This window comes from Streptomyces ureilyticus (genome assembly GCF_011045025.1).
Classification (GTDB): Bacteria; Actinomycetota; Actinomycetes; order Streptomycetales; family Streptomycetaceae; genus Streptomyces; species Streptomyces ureilyticus.
Genome location: NZ_JAAKZX010000024.1, coordinates 33,061 through 51,668, shown reverse-complemented (window position 1 = coordinate 51,668; position 18,608 = coordinate 33,061). Strand labels below are relative to the sequence as shown.

Annotated in this window: 15 protein-coding genes; 10 read left to right on the top strand and 5 right to left on the bottom strand. The window is 70.0% G+C overall.

The annotated features are described in order from the left end of the window. The first annotated feature begins 213 nt into the window (after nt 1-213). From G6048_RS10750 to G6048_RS10725, 6 genes are all read left to right on the top strand, one after another. Nucleotides 214-1,014 carry a crotonase/enoyl-CoA hydratase family protein gene (locus G6048_RS10750; protein ID WP_165339255.1) on the top strand — a complete coding sequence of 267 codons (801 nt, stop codon included), beginning with the start codon at nt 214-216 and terminating at the stop codon, nt 1,012-1,014. A gap of 178 nt (nt 1,015-1,192) precedes the next feature. Beyond that, nucleotides 1,193-2,137, top strand: coding sequence for a Zn-ribbon domain-containing OB-fold protein (locus tag G6048_RS10745; protein WP_165339254.1), 945 nt, complete (start codon nt 1,193-1,195; stop codon nt 2,135-2,137). After that, on the top strand, nt 2,137-3,183 hold the full coding sequence (locus G6048_RS10740) for a thiolase domain-containing protein (RefSeq protein WP_206341435.1): 1,047 nt from the start codon (nt 2,137-2,139) through the stop codon (nt 3,181-3,183). Before G6048_RS10745 ends, G6048_RS10740 begins: the two co-directional genes overlap by 1 nt. Continuing rightward, complete coding sequence (locus G6048_RS10735; protein WP_165339252.1) at nt 3,180-4,346, top strand: thiolase domain-containing protein; 1,167 nt, start codon at nt 3,180-3,182, stop codon at nt 4,344-4,346. Before G6048_RS10740 ends, G6048_RS10735 begins: the two co-directional genes overlap by 4 nt. Nucleotides 4,347-4,428: 82 nt before the next feature. Then, a complete protein-coding gene (locus G6048_RS49380; RefSeq protein ID WP_165339251.1) occupies nt 4,429-4,671 on the top strand; it encodes a DUF397 domain-containing protein in 243 nt (80 codons plus the stop codon). Between the two features lie 125 nt (nt 4,672-4,796). Next, nucleotides 4,797-5,714 (top strand): universal stress protein, encoded by a 918-nt coding sequence (locus G6048_RS10725; protein WP_165339250.1) that lies wholly within the window; start codon nt 4,797-4,799, stop codon nt 5,712-5,714. A gap of 6 nt (nt 5,715-5,720) precedes the next feature. Here G6048_RS10725 and G6048_RS10720 read toward each other — a convergent pair whose 3' ends face one another. Next, entirely contained in the window at nt 5,721-6,446 is a 726-nt protein-coding gene (locus tag G6048_RS10720; RefSeq protein WP_165339249.1) for a leucine-rich repeat domain-containing protein, read from the bottom strand. 288 nt (nt 6,447-6,734) lie between these two features. On the opposite strand from G6048_RS10720, the gene G6048_RS10715 reads away from it, so the two are divergent. Both G6048_RS10715 and G6048_RS10710 read left to right on the top strand, forming a co-directional pair. Further along, nucleotides 6,735-7,232 (top strand): hypothetical protein, encoded by a 498-nt coding sequence (locus tag G6048_RS10715; protein ID WP_165339248.1) that lies wholly within the window; start codon nt 6,735-6,737, stop codon nt 7,230-7,232. Nucleotides 7,233-7,533: 301 nt separating this feature from the next. Next, nucleotides 7,534-9,771 (top strand): glycoside hydrolase family 95 protein, encoded by a 2,238-nt coding sequence (locus G6048_RS10710; protein ID WP_165339273.1) that lies wholly within the window; start codon nt 7,534-7,536, stop codon nt 9,769-9,771. Nucleotides 9,772-10,018: 247 nt separating this feature from the next. On the opposite strand, the gene G6048_RS10705 is transcribed toward G6048_RS10710, so the two are convergent. Continuing rightward, the gene (locus G6048_RS10705) at nt 10,019-11,188 is read right to left on the bottom strand and encodes an aminoglycoside phosphotransferase family protein (protein ID WP_165339247.1); all 1,170 of its coding nucleotides are present in this window, start codon (nt 11,186-11,188) and stop codon (nt 10,019-10,021) included. Nucleotides 11,189-11,421: 233 nt separating this feature from the next. On the opposite strand from G6048_RS10705, the gene G6048_RS10700 reads away from it, so the two are divergent. Then, nucleotides 11,422-12,918 (top strand): DNA-binding protein NsdB, encoded by a 1,497-nt coding sequence (locus tag G6048_RS10700; protein WP_165339246.1) that lies wholly within the window; start codon nt 11,422-11,424, stop codon nt 12,916-12,918. 40 nt (nt 12,919-12,958) lie between these two features. Here the strand turns inward: G6048_RS10700 and G6048_RS10695 are convergent, their stop codons facing one another. From G6048_RS10695 to G6048_RS10685, 3 genes are all read right to left on the bottom strand, one after another. Continuing rightward, a complete protein-coding gene (locus tag G6048_RS10695; RefSeq protein WP_165339245.1) occupies nt 12,959-14,392 on the bottom strand; it encodes a PP2C family protein-serine/threonine phosphatase in 1,434 nt (477 codons plus the stop codon). Nucleotides 14,393-14,736: 344 nt separating this feature from the next. After that, nucleotides 14,737-16,344, bottom strand: coding sequence for an alpha/beta hydrolase (locus G6048_RS10690; RefSeq protein ID WP_165339244.1), 1,608 nt, complete (start codon nt 16,342-16,344; stop codon nt 14,737-14,739). Between the two features lie 128 nt (nt 16,345-16,472). Further along, complete coding sequence (locus G6048_RS10685; protein WP_165339243.1) at nt 16,473-17,603, bottom strand: acyltransferase family protein; 1,131 nt, start codon at nt 17,601-17,603, stop codon at nt 16,473-16,475. A gap of 201 nt (nt 17,604-17,804) precedes the next feature. Between G6048_RS10685 and G6048_RS10680 the strand changes: the two genes are divergently transcribed. Continuing rightward, entirely contained in the window at nt 17,805-18,584 is a 780-nt protein-coding gene (locus G6048_RS10680; RefSeq protein ID WP_165339242.1) for a GNAT family N-acetyltransferase, read from the top strand. The last annotated feature ends 24 nt before the right edge of the window (nt 18,585-18,608 follow it).

Here is an 18,608-nt window from a genome sequence, read left to right as displayed (position 1 = left end):
GCTCCTCCTGACCCCGGCAAACGATCGATAAGACGACTCAGCGACTGGACGACTAAGAGATGCGCGCGTCCTTCGGTTCGACGGTCATCAGAGCAAAGCCCGCCCCAACTGTGAAGGGCCCGCGCAGAAGAAATCTGACTGCGTGTCAGAAAACCCTTGAACTGCCCCGGCACCTACTGCAACCTGTTCTCGTCCCGAGACAGGAGGACCGCCATGGGTGGGACGGAACACCTCACTGTGCAGCGCGAAGGCGCCACACTGGTACTCACGCTCAACAGGCCCGAGGCCAAGAACGCCCTCTCGTTGCCGATGCTGGTCGGTCTGTACGACGGTTGGGTCGAGGCCGACGAGGACGACGCGATCCGCTCGATCGTGTTCACCGGCGCGGGCGGCGCGTTCTGCGCGGGCATGGATCTCAAGGCCCTGGCCGGCAAGGGCATGGACGGGCAGCAGTACCGCGACCGGCTCAAGGCCGACCCCGATCTGCACTGGAAGGCGATGCTTCGCCATCACCGGCCGCGTAAGCCGGTGATCGCCGCGGTTGAGGGCCACTGTGTGGCCGGCGGTACGGAGATGCTTCAGGGGACGGACATCCGGGTCGCGGGGGAGTCCGCCACGTTCGGTCTCTTCGAGGTGAAGCGTGGGCTGTTTCCGATCGGTGGCTCGACGGTGCGGCTCCAGCGGCAGATTCCGCGGACGCATGCGCTGGAAATGCTGCTCACCGGGCGGCCGTACTCCGCACGGGAGGCCGCCGACATCGGCCTGATCGGGCATGTCGTCCCCGACGGGACGGCCCTGGATAAGGCCCTTGCCATCGCCGAGCAGATCAACGCGTGTGGGCCGTTGGCCGTCGAGGCCGTCAAGGCGTCCGTGTACGAGACCGCCGAGATGACCGAGGTCGATGGGCTGGCTGCCGAGCTGAAGCGGGGGTGGCCGATCTTCGATACGGCTGATGCGAAGGAGGGCTCGCGCGCTTTTGCCGAGAAACGGCAGCCGGTTTATCGACGGGAGTAGCTCCTCTCGGAGCTGCTCCCGCGACCAGCTGCGCTGGAAGGCCGGTTCGACGCTGCGGGTCCGTTGTGGCTGGTCGTGCCCACGCGGCGGAGCCGCATATCGATACAGCCCCGCCCCTAAAGGGGCACTGGTCGCACCCCACGTTTCACAGCACCCCCCGTTCCCCCGAGGAGACCCCGTGCCCGAAGTGCTCAAAGCCCCCCTCGTCGTCGAGTTCCCCTTCACCCGTTCCCTCGGCCCCGTCCAGAGCGCCTTCCTCACCGGCCTGCGCGAACGCGTCGTCCTCGGAGTGAAGACCGGCGACGGCCGGACCCTCGTCCCGCCCGTCGAGTACGACCCCGTCACCTCCGAGGAGATCCGGAACCTCGTCGAGGTGGCCCCTACCGGCACCGTCACCACCTGGGCCTGGAACCACGCCCCCCGCCGCGGCCAGCCCCTGGACACCCCCTTCGCATGGGTCATGGTGAAACTCGACGGCGCCGACACCTCCTTCCTGCACGCCCTGGATGCCTCCGGCCCCGACGCCGTCTACACCGGTATGCGCGTCCGTATCCGGTGGGCAGAGGAACGCTCCGGCGCCATCACGGACATCGCCTGCTTCGAGCCGTACGACAACCTCGAGACGCCTGAACTCGCAGGCCATGACGGGCAGTTCGAGGACATGGTGACCGGCATCGTCGCCCCCGCCCGCCTCGACTACACCTATTCGCCCGGCCGCGCCCAGTCCGGCTACATCAACGCGCTCTCCGACCGGCGGATCGTCGGCGAACGCTGCCCGTCCTGCCGCAAGGTGTACGTCCCGCCGAGGGGTGCGTGCCCGACCTGTGGCGTGGCCACGGTGGAAGAGGTCGAGGTGGGGCCGGGCGGCACCGTCACCACGTACTGCATCGTCAACATCAAGGCGAAGAACCTGGATATCGAAGTCCCGTATGTCTACGGGCACATCGCGCTTGACGGCGCCGACCTCGCCCTGCACGGCCGGATCGGCGGCATCCCCTACGACCAGGTGCGCATGGGGCTGCGCGTCGAGCCGGTGTGGACGGACGGCGGCCGTTACCCCGACCACTACCGGCCGACCGGCGAGCCCGACGCGGACTACGAGACGTACAAGGAGCTGGTGTGATGCGTGAGATAGCCGTGGTCGCCTTCGGGCAGACCGATCACCGGCGCACCAGCGACGAGTTCTCCGAGGTGGAGATGCTCATGCCGGTCCTGCACGACGTTCTCGACCGGACCGGCATGAAGACCAGCGACATCGGCTTCACCTGCTCCGGCTCCACGGACTATCTCGCGGGCCGCGCCTTCTCCTTCACCATGGCGCTGGACGGGGTCGGCGCCTGGCCGCCGATCTCCGAGTCGCATGTGGAGATGGACGGGGCGTGGGCGCTGTACGAGGCCTGGACGAAGCTGCTTACCGGGGACGCCGACACGGCGCTCGTGTACTCGTACGGAAAGTCCTCGCCCGGCTCCGTCCGGGATGTGCTGACCCGGCAGCTCGATCCGTACTACGTGGCGCCCCTGTGGCCGGACTCCGTAGCGCTGGCCGCCCTTCAGGCGCAGGCGCTCATCGACGCGGGAGAGGCGGACGAGCCCGCGCTCGCCGGGGTCGCCGCCCGCAGCCGCGAAGACGCGCGCGTCAACTCCCATGCCCAGCTGAGGGGTTCGGTGCCGCAGGGGGAGTACGTCGTACGTCCGCTCCGTACCGGCGACTGCCCGCCCATCGGCGACGGGGCGGCGGCCGTGATTCTCGCGGCGGGGGAGCGGGCCCGTGAGCTGTGCGAGCGGCCCGCCTGGATCCGGGGGATCGATCACCGCATCGAGGCGCACGGTCTCGGCGTGCGCGATCTGACCGACTCGCCGTCCACGCGGCTCGCTGCCGAGAAGGCGGGTGCCTTCGAACGGCCGGTCGACACCGCCGAGTTGCACGCGCCCTTCACCTCCCAGGAGGTGGTCCTGCGCAAGGCGCTACGGCTGGGCGGGGACGTGGCGGTCAACCCCTCCGGGGGAGCGCTCGCCACCAACCCGATCATGGCCGCCGGCCTCATCCGCATCGGCGAGGCCGCCGCCCGTATCCACCGCGGCGAGTCCGAGCGCGCGCTCGCACACGCCACCTCAGGACCCTGTCTGCAGCAGAACCTGGTAGCCGTACTCGAAGGGGAGGCCCGATGAGCAAGGAGCCCGTGGCCGTCGTCGGGGTCGGCCAGACCAAGCACGTCGCTGCCCGCCGGGATGTGTCCATCGCGGGACTCGTCCGCGAGGCCGCCCAACGGGCCCTCGATGACGCGGAGTTGACGTGGGCGGACATCGACGCCGTCGTCATCGGCAAGGCGCCCGACTTCTTCGAGGGCGTCATGATGCCCGAGCTGTACCTCGCCGACGCCCTCGGTGCCGTCGGCAAACCCATGCTGCGCGTGCACACCGCGGGCTCCGTCGGCGGCTCCACCGCGCTCGTCGCCACGAACCTGATCGCGGGCCGCGTCCACGGCACCGTCCTGACCCTGGCTTACGAAAAACAGTCCGAGTCGAACGCCATGTGGGGCCTGTCCCTGCCGATCCCCTTCCAGCAACCGCTGCTGGCCGGCGCGGGCGGCTTCTTCGCCCCGCATGTACGCGCGTACATGCGGCGCACCGGCGCCCCCGACACGGTCGGCTCCCTCGTCGCGTACAAGGACCGCCGCAACGCGCTCAAGAACCCGTACGCGCATCTGCACGAGCACGACATCACGCTGGAGAAGGTTCAGGCCTCGCCCATGCTGTGGGACCCGATCCGCTATTCCGAGACCTGCCCGTCCTCGGACGGCGCCTGTGCGATGGTGCTCACCGACCGTGCGGGGGCGGCCCGTTCACCCCGGCCGCCTGCCTGGCTGCACGGCGGCGCGATGCGCTCCGAGCCGACCATGTTCGCGGGCAAGGACAGCGTCTCGCCGCAGGCCGGCAAGGACTGCGCGGCCGACGTGTACCAGCAGGCCGGGATCACGGACCCGCGCCGGGAGATCGACGCCGTCGAGATGTACGTGCCGTTCTCCTGGTACGAGCCCATGTGGCTGGAGAACCTCGGCTTCGCCGCCGAGGGCGAGGGCTGGAAACTCACCGAATCCGGGGCGACGGAACTCGACGGGGACCTGCCCGTCAACATGTCCGGCGGCGTTCTTTCCACCAATCCGATCGGCGCGTCCGGCATGATCCGGTTCGCGGAAGCGGCCCTCCAGGTGCGCGGCCAGGCGGGAGAACACCAGGTCGACGGGGCGCGCAGGGCGCTGGGGCACGCCTACGGCGGCGGTTCCCAGTTCTTCTCGATGTGGCTGGTGGGGGCCGAACCGCCCGCCTCCTGAACTGTGGCCCTCACGTGGCCTGTGCCTGGCGGGACCCGATCGCTAGGCTGGCCGCGGACGACGAACCGGGAGGAGCACGGACGTGGCCGAGAGCACCATCCAGCATCATCCGCTTGCAGGCTGGGACAAGCCCGAGCTTGACCTCAGCAATGCCGACTGGCGCTCCAGCAGCCGTGGGCTGGGGGATGTCCAGATCGCCTTTGTCGAGGGCTTCATCGCAATGCGCAACAGTGGCCGCCCCGAAAGCCCTTCCCTGATCTTCACGCCCGCGGAGTGGGGCGCGTTCGTGTCGGGGGCACGGGAGGGGGAGTTCGACCTCACCTGACGCACGGCAGAGGGGGGTTTTCCTCCTCTTTCCCGGACACGCGGTCTTCTCTCCTGTTCCGGGGCCACGCCTGAGCGAGGCTGGCTCCGGAGAACAGAAGGCGTTGTTCCGGAGGCGAGGATCCCATGAGCACCCTGCCCGTCATCGCGGCGGTCGACGGTTCGGACGACAGTCTGCGCGCTCTGGAGTGGGCGTTCGACGCCGCCCGGATGCGCGGGGCGCCGTTGTGCGTCGTCCATGTGCGGCAGTACGCGCCCTGGGCCACGCCCGAGGTCCTGCCCGCCTCTCCGCCGGAGCCGGACGAGGACCCGGTCCTGCAACAGGTACGCACCCGCCTGGAGAGCCGGGCCGAGCGGCCGGCGACGGAGTACGCCGTACTGGAGGGCGCCCCCGCGGCGGTACTCCCCGAACTGGGCTCCGCCGCCCAGCTGTTGGTGCTCGGCTCGCGTGGCCGCGGCGGCTTCGCCAGTCTGCTCCTCGGCTCGAACAGCATGGCCGCCGCGCGTGACGCGGAGTGCCCCGTCGTCGTGGTGCCCCGGCCCGGACGCCAGGTGGACGCGAACGGTCCCGCCGAACCGGGCCCGCGCGTGGTGGTCGGTCTGCACGTCGACGGCCCCGACGAGGCGAGCCTCGCCTTCGCGTTCGCCGAGGCCGCCCGCCGCGCGGCCCGCGTGCAGGTGGTCGCGGCCTACGCGTGGCCGCTCCAGATGTGGGCCGTCCCCGGCGACTTCATCACGACGTCGACCGTCGACCAGGAGGCCATCGAGACCAGCACTCGAACACTGGCCGACGGCTTCGTGGGCCCGCATCGCGAGCGCCACCCCGACGTCCGCGTCGAGGTACAGGTGCCCCCGGGCGACGCCGCCGGACACCTGGTCGCGGCCTCCCAGGACGCCGACCTCGTGGTGGTGGGCCGCCACCGCCGACGCCTGCTGGCACCCATCCGCATGATCGGCTCGGTCACACAGGCGGTCCTGCTGCACGCGGCGAGCCCGGTGGCGGTGGTGCCGCCGGGCGGCGAGCCGACCGGCGAGGAGAGCTGAGCCGCCTCACCGCAGCACCACGCACCCGCGTGCTTCGAGGTCCCGCCGCACTCCGGCCGGGACCTCGACGTCGTTCCACCGCAGATCCAGCTTCTCCAGCGACGGCAACTGTGCGACCCAGGACGGCAGTTCGCCGAGCCGGTTGGCCCGCAGGTCGAGCCGCCGCAGCAAGGGCAGCGCGCGCAGCACCTCGGGCACTGCCGCGAACTCGTTCTCGCGCAGCTCGAGTTCACGCAGTTCCCGCAGATCGCGTACGGAGTCGGGAAGCGCCGTGAACTGATTGCCGCGCAGCCACAGCTCGCGCAGCGAGGCCAACTCGCCGACTGAGGCGGGCAGTTCGGTGAGCAGGTTGTGCTGGGCGCGCAGCTCCGCCAGGCCCGTCATCGATCCCAGTGACTCGGGCAGCGCTGTGAGCCGGTTCTCGCCGACGTTGAGGTAGGCGAGCCGGGTGAGACGGCCCAACGACTCGGGGAGCGAGGTGAGTTGATTGTCGTGCAGGTAGAGGAAGCGCGTGAGGCCCGTCAGGTCACCCAGCTCCTCGGGGACCTCGGTGAGGCGGTTGTGCCCGAGATCCAGCGTGTGCAGCGTGCTGAGGGTGCCGATGCGGGCGGGCACCTCGGTGAGCGCGTTGTCCGCCAGCAGCAGGACCTCCGGCGCGGGATGCTCCCACACCTCGTCGGGCACGCGATCGAGCCCACCGCGCCAGTAGTCGAATACACCCTGTCTGATCATGGCCACGGCAACTGTACTCAGTCTCGCTGCCGCTGGCCGGCGGTACGCCCCGTCAGGGGCGCGAGGCTGTGACATGTGCGGCTCCGCCGCGATGGGGGTCCGCCCGCTCTGGGGCCCCCAGGCCCTTAAGGCACTGAGGGAGCAGCCGAGAGTGGGGGAGCGACCGGCCACATCCGGCCCGCAGCCGAGAAACGACCGGTTTCAGGGGCCGAGGGCGGAGCCCTCTGGCCTCTCCCCGCCCCCCAAGCGGAGCGTCGTCGCGCCCCGACTTGCACGTACCATGGCGACATGTCCTTCCTCCGCCGCCGCAGCGCCACACCCGCCGGGCCCGACTTCGATGTTCTGGCCATGGACCCGGGGGACTGGCCGGGCAATCTCGGCGCGGGCCTGCTGCCCGCCCCCGACGGCAGCTGCCAGGGTGTGTTCCTGCGCTACGACCTCTTCGGCGGCCGCGGGCCCGCGATGATCATCGGCAACCTGCCGGAGGGCTCTCCGGCCCGGGACGTCGCCGAGGACGAGATCCCGTTCGAGGTGGCTCAGCTACTGCTGGCGCTGGAGAACGACGAGGAGGTCACCGTCGTCGGCGCCGAGGACACGCCGGTGATGCAGGGCGACAACCTCCTGATCGTGCGCCGCCTCAAGCTCTCCGAGGCGCGTATCTCCTGTGTGCAGTTCGACCGCAGTGACGGCGTCCTGGTGACCATCGCCGCCTGGGACCGCCCCATCACCGACGATCTGTACGCGCTGCTGAAGCCGCTGCCCGCGGAGCTGTTCCAGCAGGGCTGAATCGACGGCCCGCTTGTCCCTCCTGTACGGGCTTATACGGGACTTGTTCTACGGGACTCGTTCGGGATTCCGCACGCTGCGTCATGACTCTTGTCACCCGGTGATCGGACCTTTAGCGTCCTGAGTCATGTCGCATGAGCTGCACGGGCCGCACGAGCCGCATGAGTCACATGATGTATCCCGAAGAACCACGCTGAAGACGACAATTGGCGGAGCGGCCGGTCTCGCTCTGGGCGGGGGCCTCGTCACCGGTGGAGTGGCCGCCGCCGATTCCTCCGATGTATCGCGCGAGGAGTCGATGGTGCTGTGGTACGCCTCACCGGCCGCCGACTGGGAACGCGAGGCCCTGCCCATCGGCAACGGCGCCCTGGGTGCCACGGTATTCGGCACGCTCACCTCCGAGCGGCTTCAGTTCAACGAGAAGACCCTGTGGACCGGCGGCCCGGGATCGGCCCAGGGCTACGACCACGGCAACTGGCGCGAGGCACGGCCGGGCGCGATCACCGCCGTACAGGACGAGCTCGACGCGAAAACCAGACTCGACCCGGAGCGCGTTGCCGACGAGCTGGGGCAGTCGCGCGTCGGATACGGCGCCTATCAGACCTTCGGCGACGTGTACCTCGACATCCCGGACGCGCCCGCGTCCCCGCCGGACTCGTACCGCCGGGAACTCGACATCTCCAGTGCCGTCGCGAAGGTCGGCTACACGCACCAACAGGTCGGCTACCAAAGGGAGTTCTTCGCCTCCTACCCCGATGGCGTGATCGTGGGACGGCTGACCGCGGACCGCCCCGGCAAGGTCACCTTCACTCTCCGCTACACCTCTCCCCGCAGCGACTTCACGGCCACCGCGGCGGACGGGCGGCTCACGGTGCGCGGCGCGCTCAAGGACAACGGGCTGCGCTTCGAGACCCAGGTCCAGGTACGCAGCGAAGGCGGCACCGTCACCTCGAACGCCGACGGCACGATCACCGTGACGGGGGCCGACAGCGCCTGGTTCGTGCTGGCCGCGGGCACGGACTACGCCGACACGTACCCCGAGTACCGCGGCAAGGACCCGCACGCCGCCGTCACCCGGACCACTGACAAGGCCGCCGGCGAGCGCTACCAGTCATTGCTCGCCCGCCATCTCCGCGCCCATCGCGCCCTGTACGACCGGGTCACCCTGGACATCGGCCAGAGCGTCCCCGCCGATGTGCCCACGAACCGGCTTCTGGCGAACTACACCGGCGGAGCGAGCACCGCGGACCGCGCCCTGGAAGCTCTCTACTTCCAGTACGGCCGCTACCTCCTCATCGCCTCCTCGCGCCCCGGCTCGCTGCCTGCCAACCTCCAGGGCGTCTGGAACCACAGCACCTCGCCCCCGTGGTCGGCGGACTACCACACCAACATCAACATCCAGATGAACTACTGGCTCGCCGAGGCCGCGAACCTCGCCGAGACGACGGCCCCGTACGACCGCTTCGTCGAATCCCTGCGCGCACCCGGGCGCCGAACCGCCAAGGAGATGTTCGGCTCGCGCGGCTGGGTCGTGCACAACGAGACCAACCCCTACGGCTTCACCGGCGTGCACGACTGGGCAACCGCCTTCTGGTTCCCCGAGGCGGCGGCGTGGCTCACAGGGCAGATGTACGAGCACTACCGGTTCGGCGGCTCCACGGACTACCTCCGCAGGACCGCGTACCCGGTGATGAAGGAGGCCGCCGAGTTCTGGCTCGACAATCTGCGCACCGATCCGCGCGACGGCACGCTCGTCGTCACGCCCAGCTACTCGCCCGAGCACGGCGACTTCACGGCCGGCGCCGCCATGTCGCAGCAGATCGTGTACGACCTGCTGAGCAACACCCTTGAAGCGGCCGGGATCCTGGGCGACTCGCCCGCCTTCCGCCGGTCACTCGAGAAGACACTGGCCGAGCTGGACCCCGGTCTGCGCATCGGCTCCTGGGGCCAACTCCAGGAGTGGAAGGCCGACTTGGACGACCCGGACGACGACCATCGGCATGTCTCGCATCTCTACGCCCTGCACCCCGGGCGGCAGATCGAGCCCGGCACCAAGTGGGCCGACGCCGCGAAGGTGTCGCTCACGGCACGCGGCGACGGCGGCACCGGCTGGTCCAAGGCCTGGAAGATCAATTTTTGGGCGCGGCTGCGCGACGGCGATCACGCCCACAAGATGCTCGGCGAACAGCTCAAGTTCTCGACCCTGCCGAACCTCTGGGACACCCATCCGCCGTTCCAGATCGACGGCAACTTCGGGGCCACCTCCGGGATGGTCGAGATGCTGCTGCAGAGCCAGTACGACGCGATTGAGGTACTGCCTGCAGTGCCCGCCATCTGGCCGGAGGGCTCGGTCCGCGGCCTGCGGGCCCGCGGCGGCGCCACGGTCGATATCGACTGGGTCGATGGGCGCGCGACTCGCGTCGCGCTGGTCGCGTCGCGGACGCGGCGGCTCACTGTCCGCAGTGACCTGTTGCCGGGCGGCGAGACGACGTTCAAAGCGGTTGCTGGGCGGCGGTATGTCTGGGGCGAGGAAGGCTGAGCGCTCGCTGGGAGTTCGGTCGACTGCGGGTCTGTTGGGGCTGGTTGCTCCCCGACTCTCGGCTTCGCTCGAGCGGGGTGACCCCATCGCGGCGGAGCCGCAAATGTCACAGCCCCGCGCCCCTGACGGGGCGCTGCCCTGCACCTGACTTCAGCAAGTGCGCTCAGCGATTGCTGGACAAGCGGCCGCACCCATGACGCAGTCCGCGGTGGCCTGAGCCCAGGCCACCGCGGACTGCGTCCCCCGTTCAGCGCGTGCCCACCGCCGCCCGAACCGCCCTGCGCGCCAGCTGGCAATCGTCGTGCAGCCGCCTGAGCAGCAGCCGCTGTTCCTCGCCGGACGGTGCGGCACCCGGGTGGGCGGGTCCCGGTGGCACCGGGGTCGCCTCGTGCATCGAACGCTGCACGGCCGTCTCGTACGTACGGATCTCACGGGTCAGTACGAGCATCAGGTTCACCAGGAACGCGTCCCGTGCTGCGGGCCCCGCCTGCTGTGCGAGCTGGCTGATCTGCCGGCGGGCCACCGGGGCGTCGCCGAGGACGGACCAGAGCGTCGCCAGGTCGTAGCCCGGCAGATACCAGCCCGCGTGCTCCCAGTCCACCAGCACTGGACCGGCCGGTGAGATCAGGATGTTCGACAGCAAGGCGTCACCGTGGCAGAACTGGCCCATCCCTTGGCGCCCCGCCGAGTGCGCGATGCCGTGCACGAGCTTCTGCAGATCGCCCATGTCCCGGTCGGTGAGCAGCCCCAGCTCGTGATACCGGGAGATCCGCGCCGCGTAGTCCAGCGGGGTGTCGAACGCCCCGGCCGGCGGGCGCCACGAGTTGAGCCGGCAGACCGCGCCCAACGCCGCCCTGATGTCCGCGCGCGGCGGGGCCTCCGCCGGATGCCGCTGCAGTGCCGCCACCCGTCCGGGCATCCGCTCGATCACCAGCGTGCAGTTGTCCGGATCCGCCGCGATCAGCCGTGGCACCCGTACCGGAGGCCGGTGCCGCACGAACGAGCGGTATGCCGCTATTTCATGGCGGATCCGCTCGGCCCAGACTGGAGAATGGTCCAGTAAGCACTTGGCGACTGCGGTGCTGCGTCCTGTCGTTCCGACGAGGAGCACCGCTCGGCCGCTGCGGCGCAGCACCTGCACCGGAGCGAACTCCGGACAGATCCGGTGCACCGAGGCGATCGCCGTGCGCAGCTGCGCGCCCTGAGGGCCGGACAAGTCCAGTCTCCCGCTGAGGGGTTGGGTGCCGACCCCTGGTACGCGCTGCGTGCGGCCGGCGCCGAGCACGGGTGACCCCTGACGCGCGGGGTCCAGATAAGGGCCGCCGCCCGCCCTCGGCGACTCCCCAGCTCGAGGAGCCTGTGGACGCGGGCGCAGCGACCGGGGCGGGGCGGACACGGAGGACGATGCTGCGTACATGGGTGATACGGATCCCTTCGTGTGCCTGCGAGTTACTGCGCTACCCGCCCCGGCCGCCTCGGTGCACCCTGGGGAATGTCCCTACGGCGACCGGGTCGGGGTGGCGCGTTCCTACCCGACACCCGATGCGCACTGGCACACCATCTGGCGCACCCTGGCGAACCCTGGCGAATAGTCCCGCAGCAACTGACACGGGGTTACTGTCAACTCAGCCGAGAACCTGGGGGCTTGACGTGAGCGGACAACCCAACACCCGTCTGGCGGATCTGTTCGGCCTGGCCGGCTGGTCCAAGGGCGAGCTCGCGCGGATGGTCAACCGGCAGGCGGCGGCCATGGGCCACCCCCAGCTGGCGACCGACACCTCGCGGGTGCGGCGCTGGATCGACATGGGAGAGATCCCGCGCGATCCCGTGCCGCGGGTGCTGGCAGCGCTGTTCACCGAGCGTCTCGGCCGTGTCGTGACCATCGAGGACCTCGGTCTGGTCCGGCACGGGCGTACGGGGAAACGGCCGGGCGGCGGGAGTGCGGAACATCCCGACGGAGTGCCGTGGACGCCCGAGCAGACTGCCGCGGTCCTCACCGAATTCACGGGAATGGACCTCATGCTCAACCGACGCGGCTTGGTGGGCGCGGGCGCCGCGCTCGCCGCAGGATCCGCACTCAGCAGCGCCATGCACGACTGGCTGCACTCCGACCCGGCTCTTTCGGCCGACGCTCCCGTAATCCACGACCCCCTGCACGCCGACCCCGCCGGGTACGACCGCTATGAGGCCGCCCCCATCGGGTCACAGGAGATCGAGGAACTGGAGCGCTCGGTCGAGGTGTTCCGGGCCTGGGACGCGGCCCGCGGCGGCGGGCTGCAACGCAAGGCTGTCGTGGGACAGCTCAACGAAGTGGGCGGCATGCTCGCCTACCGACACCCCGACCATCTCCAGCGGCGCCTGTGGGGCGTCGCCGCCAACCTCGCCGTCCTCGCGGGCTGGATGTCGCACGACGTCGGCCTGGAGCCCACGGCCCAGAAGTACTTCGTCATCGCCGCCCACGCCGCCCGTGAGGGCGGTGACCGGCCCCGTGCCGGCGAGGCGCTCTCCCGCGCCGCACGCCAGATGGTGCACCTGGGGCGGCCCGACGACGCACTCGACCTCATGAAGCTCGCCAAGTCGGGCTCCGGTGACGAGGTGCTGCCGCGCACCAGGGCCATGCTCTACACCATCGAAGCCTGGGCTCAGGCCTCGCTGGGCAGGGGCCAGGCCATGCGGCGCACCCTCGGCGAGGCGGAGGAACTCTTCGTCTCGGACAAGGACGACGTACCGGCGCCCAGCTGGATGCAGCTCTTCGACGAGGCGGACCTGCACGGAATGCAGGCCCTGGCCTACCGGACGCTCGCGGAGCACGAACCGGCGGCTGCCGCCGTCGCGCAGCGCCACGCGAAGGAGGCGCTCAAGCTGCGCGAGAAGGGCAGGGACCGGTCGCAGATCTTCGACCACATCTCGCTCGCGTCCGCCTGCTTCATCGCCGACGACCCCGAACAGGCCGACCGGTACGCACGCCTGGCCCTGACCTCGATGGGCTCGAACTCATCCCATCGCACATGGGACCGGCTGCGTGAGATGTACCGGCTGACGGGTCAGTACTCCAGCTATCCGAAGATCCAGGAACTGCGTGAGGAGATCAAACTGTCGCTGCCCAAGGGCCCGAACACCCGGGGTGGCAACAGCGCACGGGCATAGGGAGCCGTGCGCGGTGAACTGAACGCATGTGTACGCGTGGTCAGTTGGTGACTCTGGCGATGAGTACGCAGGCGTCGTCCTCGCGTTCCCGCTCGCCGAACTCCTCTACGACCGTCCGTACGCAGTCCTGTGCGGAGCGGGCCTCGCCGAAGCGGGGGGCCAGGTCGAGGAGGCGGTCCACTGTCGCGGCGCGACTGCGCCCGGGGACCAGTCCATCGGTGTGCAGGAGCAGCAGGTCGCCCGGTTCGAGCGGCTCTTCGGCCTGCCCGTAGGCGGCGCCCGAGGTGGCGCCGAGCAGGACACCGTCGGGCGGCGCGAGCGCGCGCCCCGTCCCGTTGCGGAACAGCAGGGGGGCGGGGTGTCCCGCCTGCGCCCAGAGGAGCGTGCGGGTGTCGGGCCGGTAGCGGCAGCACATGGCGCTGCCGAGGGCCGGCTGGACCGAGGCGTCCAGTAACTGGTTGAGCCAGGCCATGAGTTGGCGGGGTTCGCTGCCCGCCATGGCCATTCCGCGCACCGCGCCGAGGAGCATCGCCATGCCCGAGGTGACGGTGGTGCCGTGCCCGGTGAGTTCACCGACGCTCAACATCGTTTCGCCGCCCGGCAGTTCGAGGGCGTCGTACCAGTCGCCGCCGATCAGCGCGCTCGTCGAGGCAGGCAGATAACGGGCGGCCACATCCAGGGCCGGCGCCCCTTGTTGCGGGAGCCGCAGGGAGCCGCGCCACGGCGGCAGCACAGCCTCCTGCAGCTCGACCGCGAGCCGGTGCTCGGTCTGCGCGATGTGCCGTTGGCGTTGCAGCGAGTCACGGGTCTCGCGCACCGTCCGCTGGCTGCGGCGCAGTTCGCTGACGTCCCGCAGCACGGCCCACATCGAGGCGGTGCTGCCGTCGGCTGCGAGCACGGGCTCGCCCATCATGTGCACGGTCCGTACGCCGCCGTCCGGGTGCACGATACGGAACTCCCCGTCGATCGGCTTGGCGTCGATGAGGCAGTCCGTCACCATCACCGTCAGCCTCGGCCGGTCCTCGTCGAGCACCACGGACGGCAGTTCGTCGAGGGTCAGCGCGGGAGCGGCGGGGTCGCGGCCGAGGATCTGGTAGAGCTCGCCGGACCAGCTCGCCTCGTCGGTCAGCAGGTTCCACTCGGCGCTGCCGACCCGGCTGAGCAGCGAGCTGGGCCGGGGGGCCGGGGGCACGGTCCGTACGACGGGAGCCGCCGCGTCCGGTGTCGCGGGCACCGGCGGCGGGCCGTCCCGCAACTGCGCCAAGTGCTCGTCCAGATCGTTCAGTTGGTGCAGGGCGAGGTTGTACAGCGCGCGCTGCCAGCGCCCTTCGGGGTCTGTGTCGTCTTGCTGTGCGTCACGCCGCACGGCGTCCACGTCGCCGCGCAGCCGACGCGTCTGCGAGATCAGCGCGTCGACCGAGCCGCGTGGGGGCGGCTGGGCGGCTGGGTGGTCCGCCGAGAGATGGGACGGCATGACGTACTCCGATACAGGCCCGGTACGACCAAGGCTGAGGGAAGGACCGTTACGACTCTTGCACAGCCCGCGACGCGCTGTAAGGGATTTGGCAAGACGCGATGCACTGGTGCCTGTGGCATATGCCTACGTCCACTCGGAGGGCTCGACTCGGACGAATCGATTACGTGGGAGATCCACCAAGTCGTAGATGGAGTAGGCGAGTTGGTGGAGTTATGACAGTAGGCCCGGACTCCTTCAAGCGCGTGTTCGACGAGTGTTTGAGCGGGTGTCGATGCCGTGCCCCGGACGAGAGATGTGGGGCATATGTACGGGGCCGTGCCGTGGCCGGCAGTGGTCCGTGGTCAGGAAGGCGGTGGCTCCTCGGCCCCGCAGGAGCTCCCGGCGTCCGCGAGCGAGCCGTACAGCAGGAAGTCGTCGACCTTCTCGTGCACGCACTTCGACGAACCGTACCCCGTGTGGCCCTCGCCCTTGTTGTCGAGCACCACGGCCGACCGGCCGAGCCGCTTCGCGGTCTCCACCGTCCAGCGGTACGGGGTCGCGGGGTCGCCGCGGGTGCCGACGAGGAGCATCTTCGGGGTGTCCACGTCGCGTACGTCCTCGCGGATGAAGTCGGTGCCCTTGGGGCGGCCGTAGCACATGAGCACCTGGGTGAGCCGGGAGCGGCCGAAGACCGGTGAGGCCTCCTCGTACTCGGCGCGCAGCCGGTCGAGATTTCTGGTGATCCGGGCGGCGGTGGGGCGGTCGGGGTCGTCCGCGCAGTTGATGGCTGTGAGCGCGGACTGGAGGTTGTCCATGGGGATGTCCGCCTCGTCGACGAGCCCGCCGTTGCGGGGCGCCGTGATGCCGCCGCCGCTGAACCGCAGGAGCCCTCGGGGGTCACCGTCCTCGATCAGCGATCTGAGCGCCTGCGAGAGGGCCGGCCACAACTCCTTGCTGTAGAGGGCCTGTCCGAGGGCGCCCGCGAGGTCCTGGCCGGAGAAGGGGGCGCCGAACTCCGTCGGCAGGGGATTCTCGTCCAGCGAGCGGACCAGGTCGACCATCTCCTCCCTTGCCGTGCGCGGATCCTGGCCGAACGCGCAGCTGATGTCGTCGGTGCACCAGGTGAGGAAGTCCTCCAGCGCGGTCTGCAGTCCCTCGGTGTTGGCGAGGGCCTGCTCACTGAGCGGCTCGGTGAGGGTGTCCACGCCGTCGAGCACCAACCGGCCGGTCCGGTCCGGGAACTGGGCCGCGTAGACCGCACCCAGCCGTGTTCCGTACGAGAAACCGAGGTAGTTGAGCTTCTTGTCGCCGAGGGCATCGCGCATGATGTCCAGGTCCCGGGAGACGTTGACCGTGCCTATGTGCGGCAGCACGGGCCCGGAATGCTTGGCGCAGGCGTCGGCGGACTTCCTGAGCAGCTTCAGCGCGGCCTGCGGATTGTCGCTGTCCGGTTGGGTGTCCTCGGTGGGGGCGTCCGTCGGATCGGAGGTTGGCCCGATTCCTTCGCCGCAGCTGACCGGCGAGCTTCTGCCGACGCCGCGCGGGTCGAAGGTCACGACGTCGTAGCCGTTCGTCAGGCCCATGAAGTCGTCGCCGCCGGCGGTGAGTTCACTGACCCCCGAGGCGCCGGGGCCGCCGAAGTTCAGCAGTACGGAACCCCTGGACTCGCCCGTCGCCCTGAAGCGGGCCATGGCTATGTCGAGCGTTTCGCCACCAGGTTTCGCGTAGTCGAGCGGAACGGTCACCTTGCCGCACTGCAGATCCTCGGGCACTCCCATCCCGGCGTCCTCGCACTTGGTCCAGTCGATCTTCTGGTCGTAGAAGCGGGACAGCCCGGGTTGATCGGGCCGGTCGGCCGCGGTCACCGTCCGCACCCCGGCTCCCAGCAGAGCCTGTGGCGGCAACGCGACTCCCAGCAGGACCAGCGTCACAGCGCCGGCGAAAGCGCAGCGGTGGTGCGTGAACAGCATGGGAACCCTCCAGGGACGCCCCGGTCCAGGACCGGGGATTCCCCCTGGCTCACGATAAGGGCCCACCTCCGACCACGCCTCTGGGCGAGCGCGACGCGCGCAGGGCGTTTATCCTGCGCGCGTCGCGCTCAGCGCGTCGGTGCTGTGGCCTCTGTGGGCGCTGTGGCCTTCCCCGAGGCGTCTCTCGGCTCGCCGAAGGCCCACGCCATGCGCGGCTCGACGACGAAGCGGAAGACGGAGCGGACCGGCCAGGAACACAGGAACGTGATGAGACCGACGGCGGCCACCGTGACCGCCAGCTCACCAAGCGGGGAATGCAACCACGGGCGGTCGTACCAGTCGAAGAAGCGGGACGACTTGATGATGAAGCCGTGCAGCAGGTAGCCGTACATCGTGCCCGCACCCAGCGCCGTGAACCACATATGCCGCCTCGGCACCCAGGCCAGGAAGCAGACGGTCAGCACCAGTGCCACGGCGAGCAGCGCCGGCGTGGTGATCAGGCCCGCCCAGTGCGGTACACCCTGGCTGGCGACGCTGCTGCGGTGGTAGAACCACTTGGCGTCGAACCAGGGCGCCACCGCGTACGCCACCCCGCACGCGGCCACGCCCACCGGCAGCGCGATCAGCCGCACGCGCCGCGTACGCAGCCGCTCGAAGTGCTCGGCGCGGAGCGTGAGGCCGAGCACGAAGAACGGCAGGAATTGCAGGGTCCGCTGGATCGAGATGTCCCCGCCGAGATCCGGCGAGACCGAGGCGAACACCGCGAGCCCCACCGCGATCGGCACCGGACGACGCAGAGCCAGCCACACGGGAGTGGTCAGCCGCCAGATGAACAGCGCGACCAGGAACCACATCACATACCAGGGATCCAGCAGGCTGAACGGATACGTCCAGTCGTCCTGCGCCCAGCGGTAGAAGATCGTGTACGCGCACTCGAAGACGAGATACGGCACGACGACCCCCGTCAGCAGCCTGCGCACCCGGCCCGGCGCCATGTCGAAACTCCGCGAGAAATAGCCGGAGATCAGCGCGAACGCGGGCATGTGGAACGCGTAGACGACCAGATACGCCGCTGTCGCGAACCTGCCGCTGTGCGTCAGCGGCTCCCAGGCGTGACCACAGCACACCAGCACGATGGTGAGGTACTTCGCGTTGTCGAAGTACGGGTCCCGACGGGCCTGCGGAGGCTTGGCCGGCGATCTGGGCGGCGGCTCCGACACCGCCACGGGTGCGGGGGCCGACAAGTCCTGCGCCACCATGTCTCCAAGCCTCGACTACGTGAAACTGATTCCTCCCGCCCGCCACTGTCACATACGGCGCGGTCGTGTGAGACGTTCACTTCTGGCTCGGCAGACACAGCTGGCTGAAACCGTGTCCCCTGGCTCCGCCCGGTCGAAGACCGCCTCCGGAGGTCAGGTAATTCCGTTGCCCGGCCGGGCCGACCGTGGTGTCGTGCCGGTATGGATCATGCGGAGGTACTGGCCCTGTTCGACCGGGACATGCGCGATGGCGCGCGGCCCGACGGCCCGGGGGCCGTGGTGGATCGTGCCGGTTCGGTCGTGCGGCAGGTCGGAGCCGAGCAGGGCTGGAGCGGCGTCCTCTGGTCTCAGCTCGAAGGGACCGACGTGGACGCGGTGATCACCGAGCAGGTGCGGTACTTCACAGGCCTCGGCCGCGGGTTCGAGTGGAAGCTGTACGGGCACGACCGGCCGGCGGACCTGGGCGGGCGGCTTCGCGCGGCGGGGTTCACCCCCGAGCCGGAGGAGACGCTGATGATCGCCGAGTGCGGCGAGCTCCGCCTCGATGCCGAGCCGCCGGAGGGCATCGAACTCCGCCCCGTCACCGACCGCGCGGGCGTCGACCTCATGGTGGACGTACACGAGCAGGCCTTCGGCACGGACAGCTCCCCGCTTCGCCACCAGCTGCTGGCCCAGCTCGACGCGGACCCGGACACGGTCGTCGCCGTCGTGGCCATCGCCGGTGACGTGCCGGTGAGCTCGGCCCGCATGGAGCTCACACCGGGCGCCCGGTTCGCGGGTCTGTGGGGCGGCGGCACCGTCCCCGCCTGGCGTGGCCGCGGCATCTACCGCGTCCTCGTCGCCCACCGGGCCCGCATCGCCGCCGACCGCGGCTACCGCTACCTCCAGGTCGACGCCTCCGACCAGAGCCGCCCCATCCTCGGTCGACTCGGCTTCGTACCGCTGACCACGACGACGCCGTACGTGTACGACCCGCGCTGACACCCTTCGCGGGTGGGTGCCGCG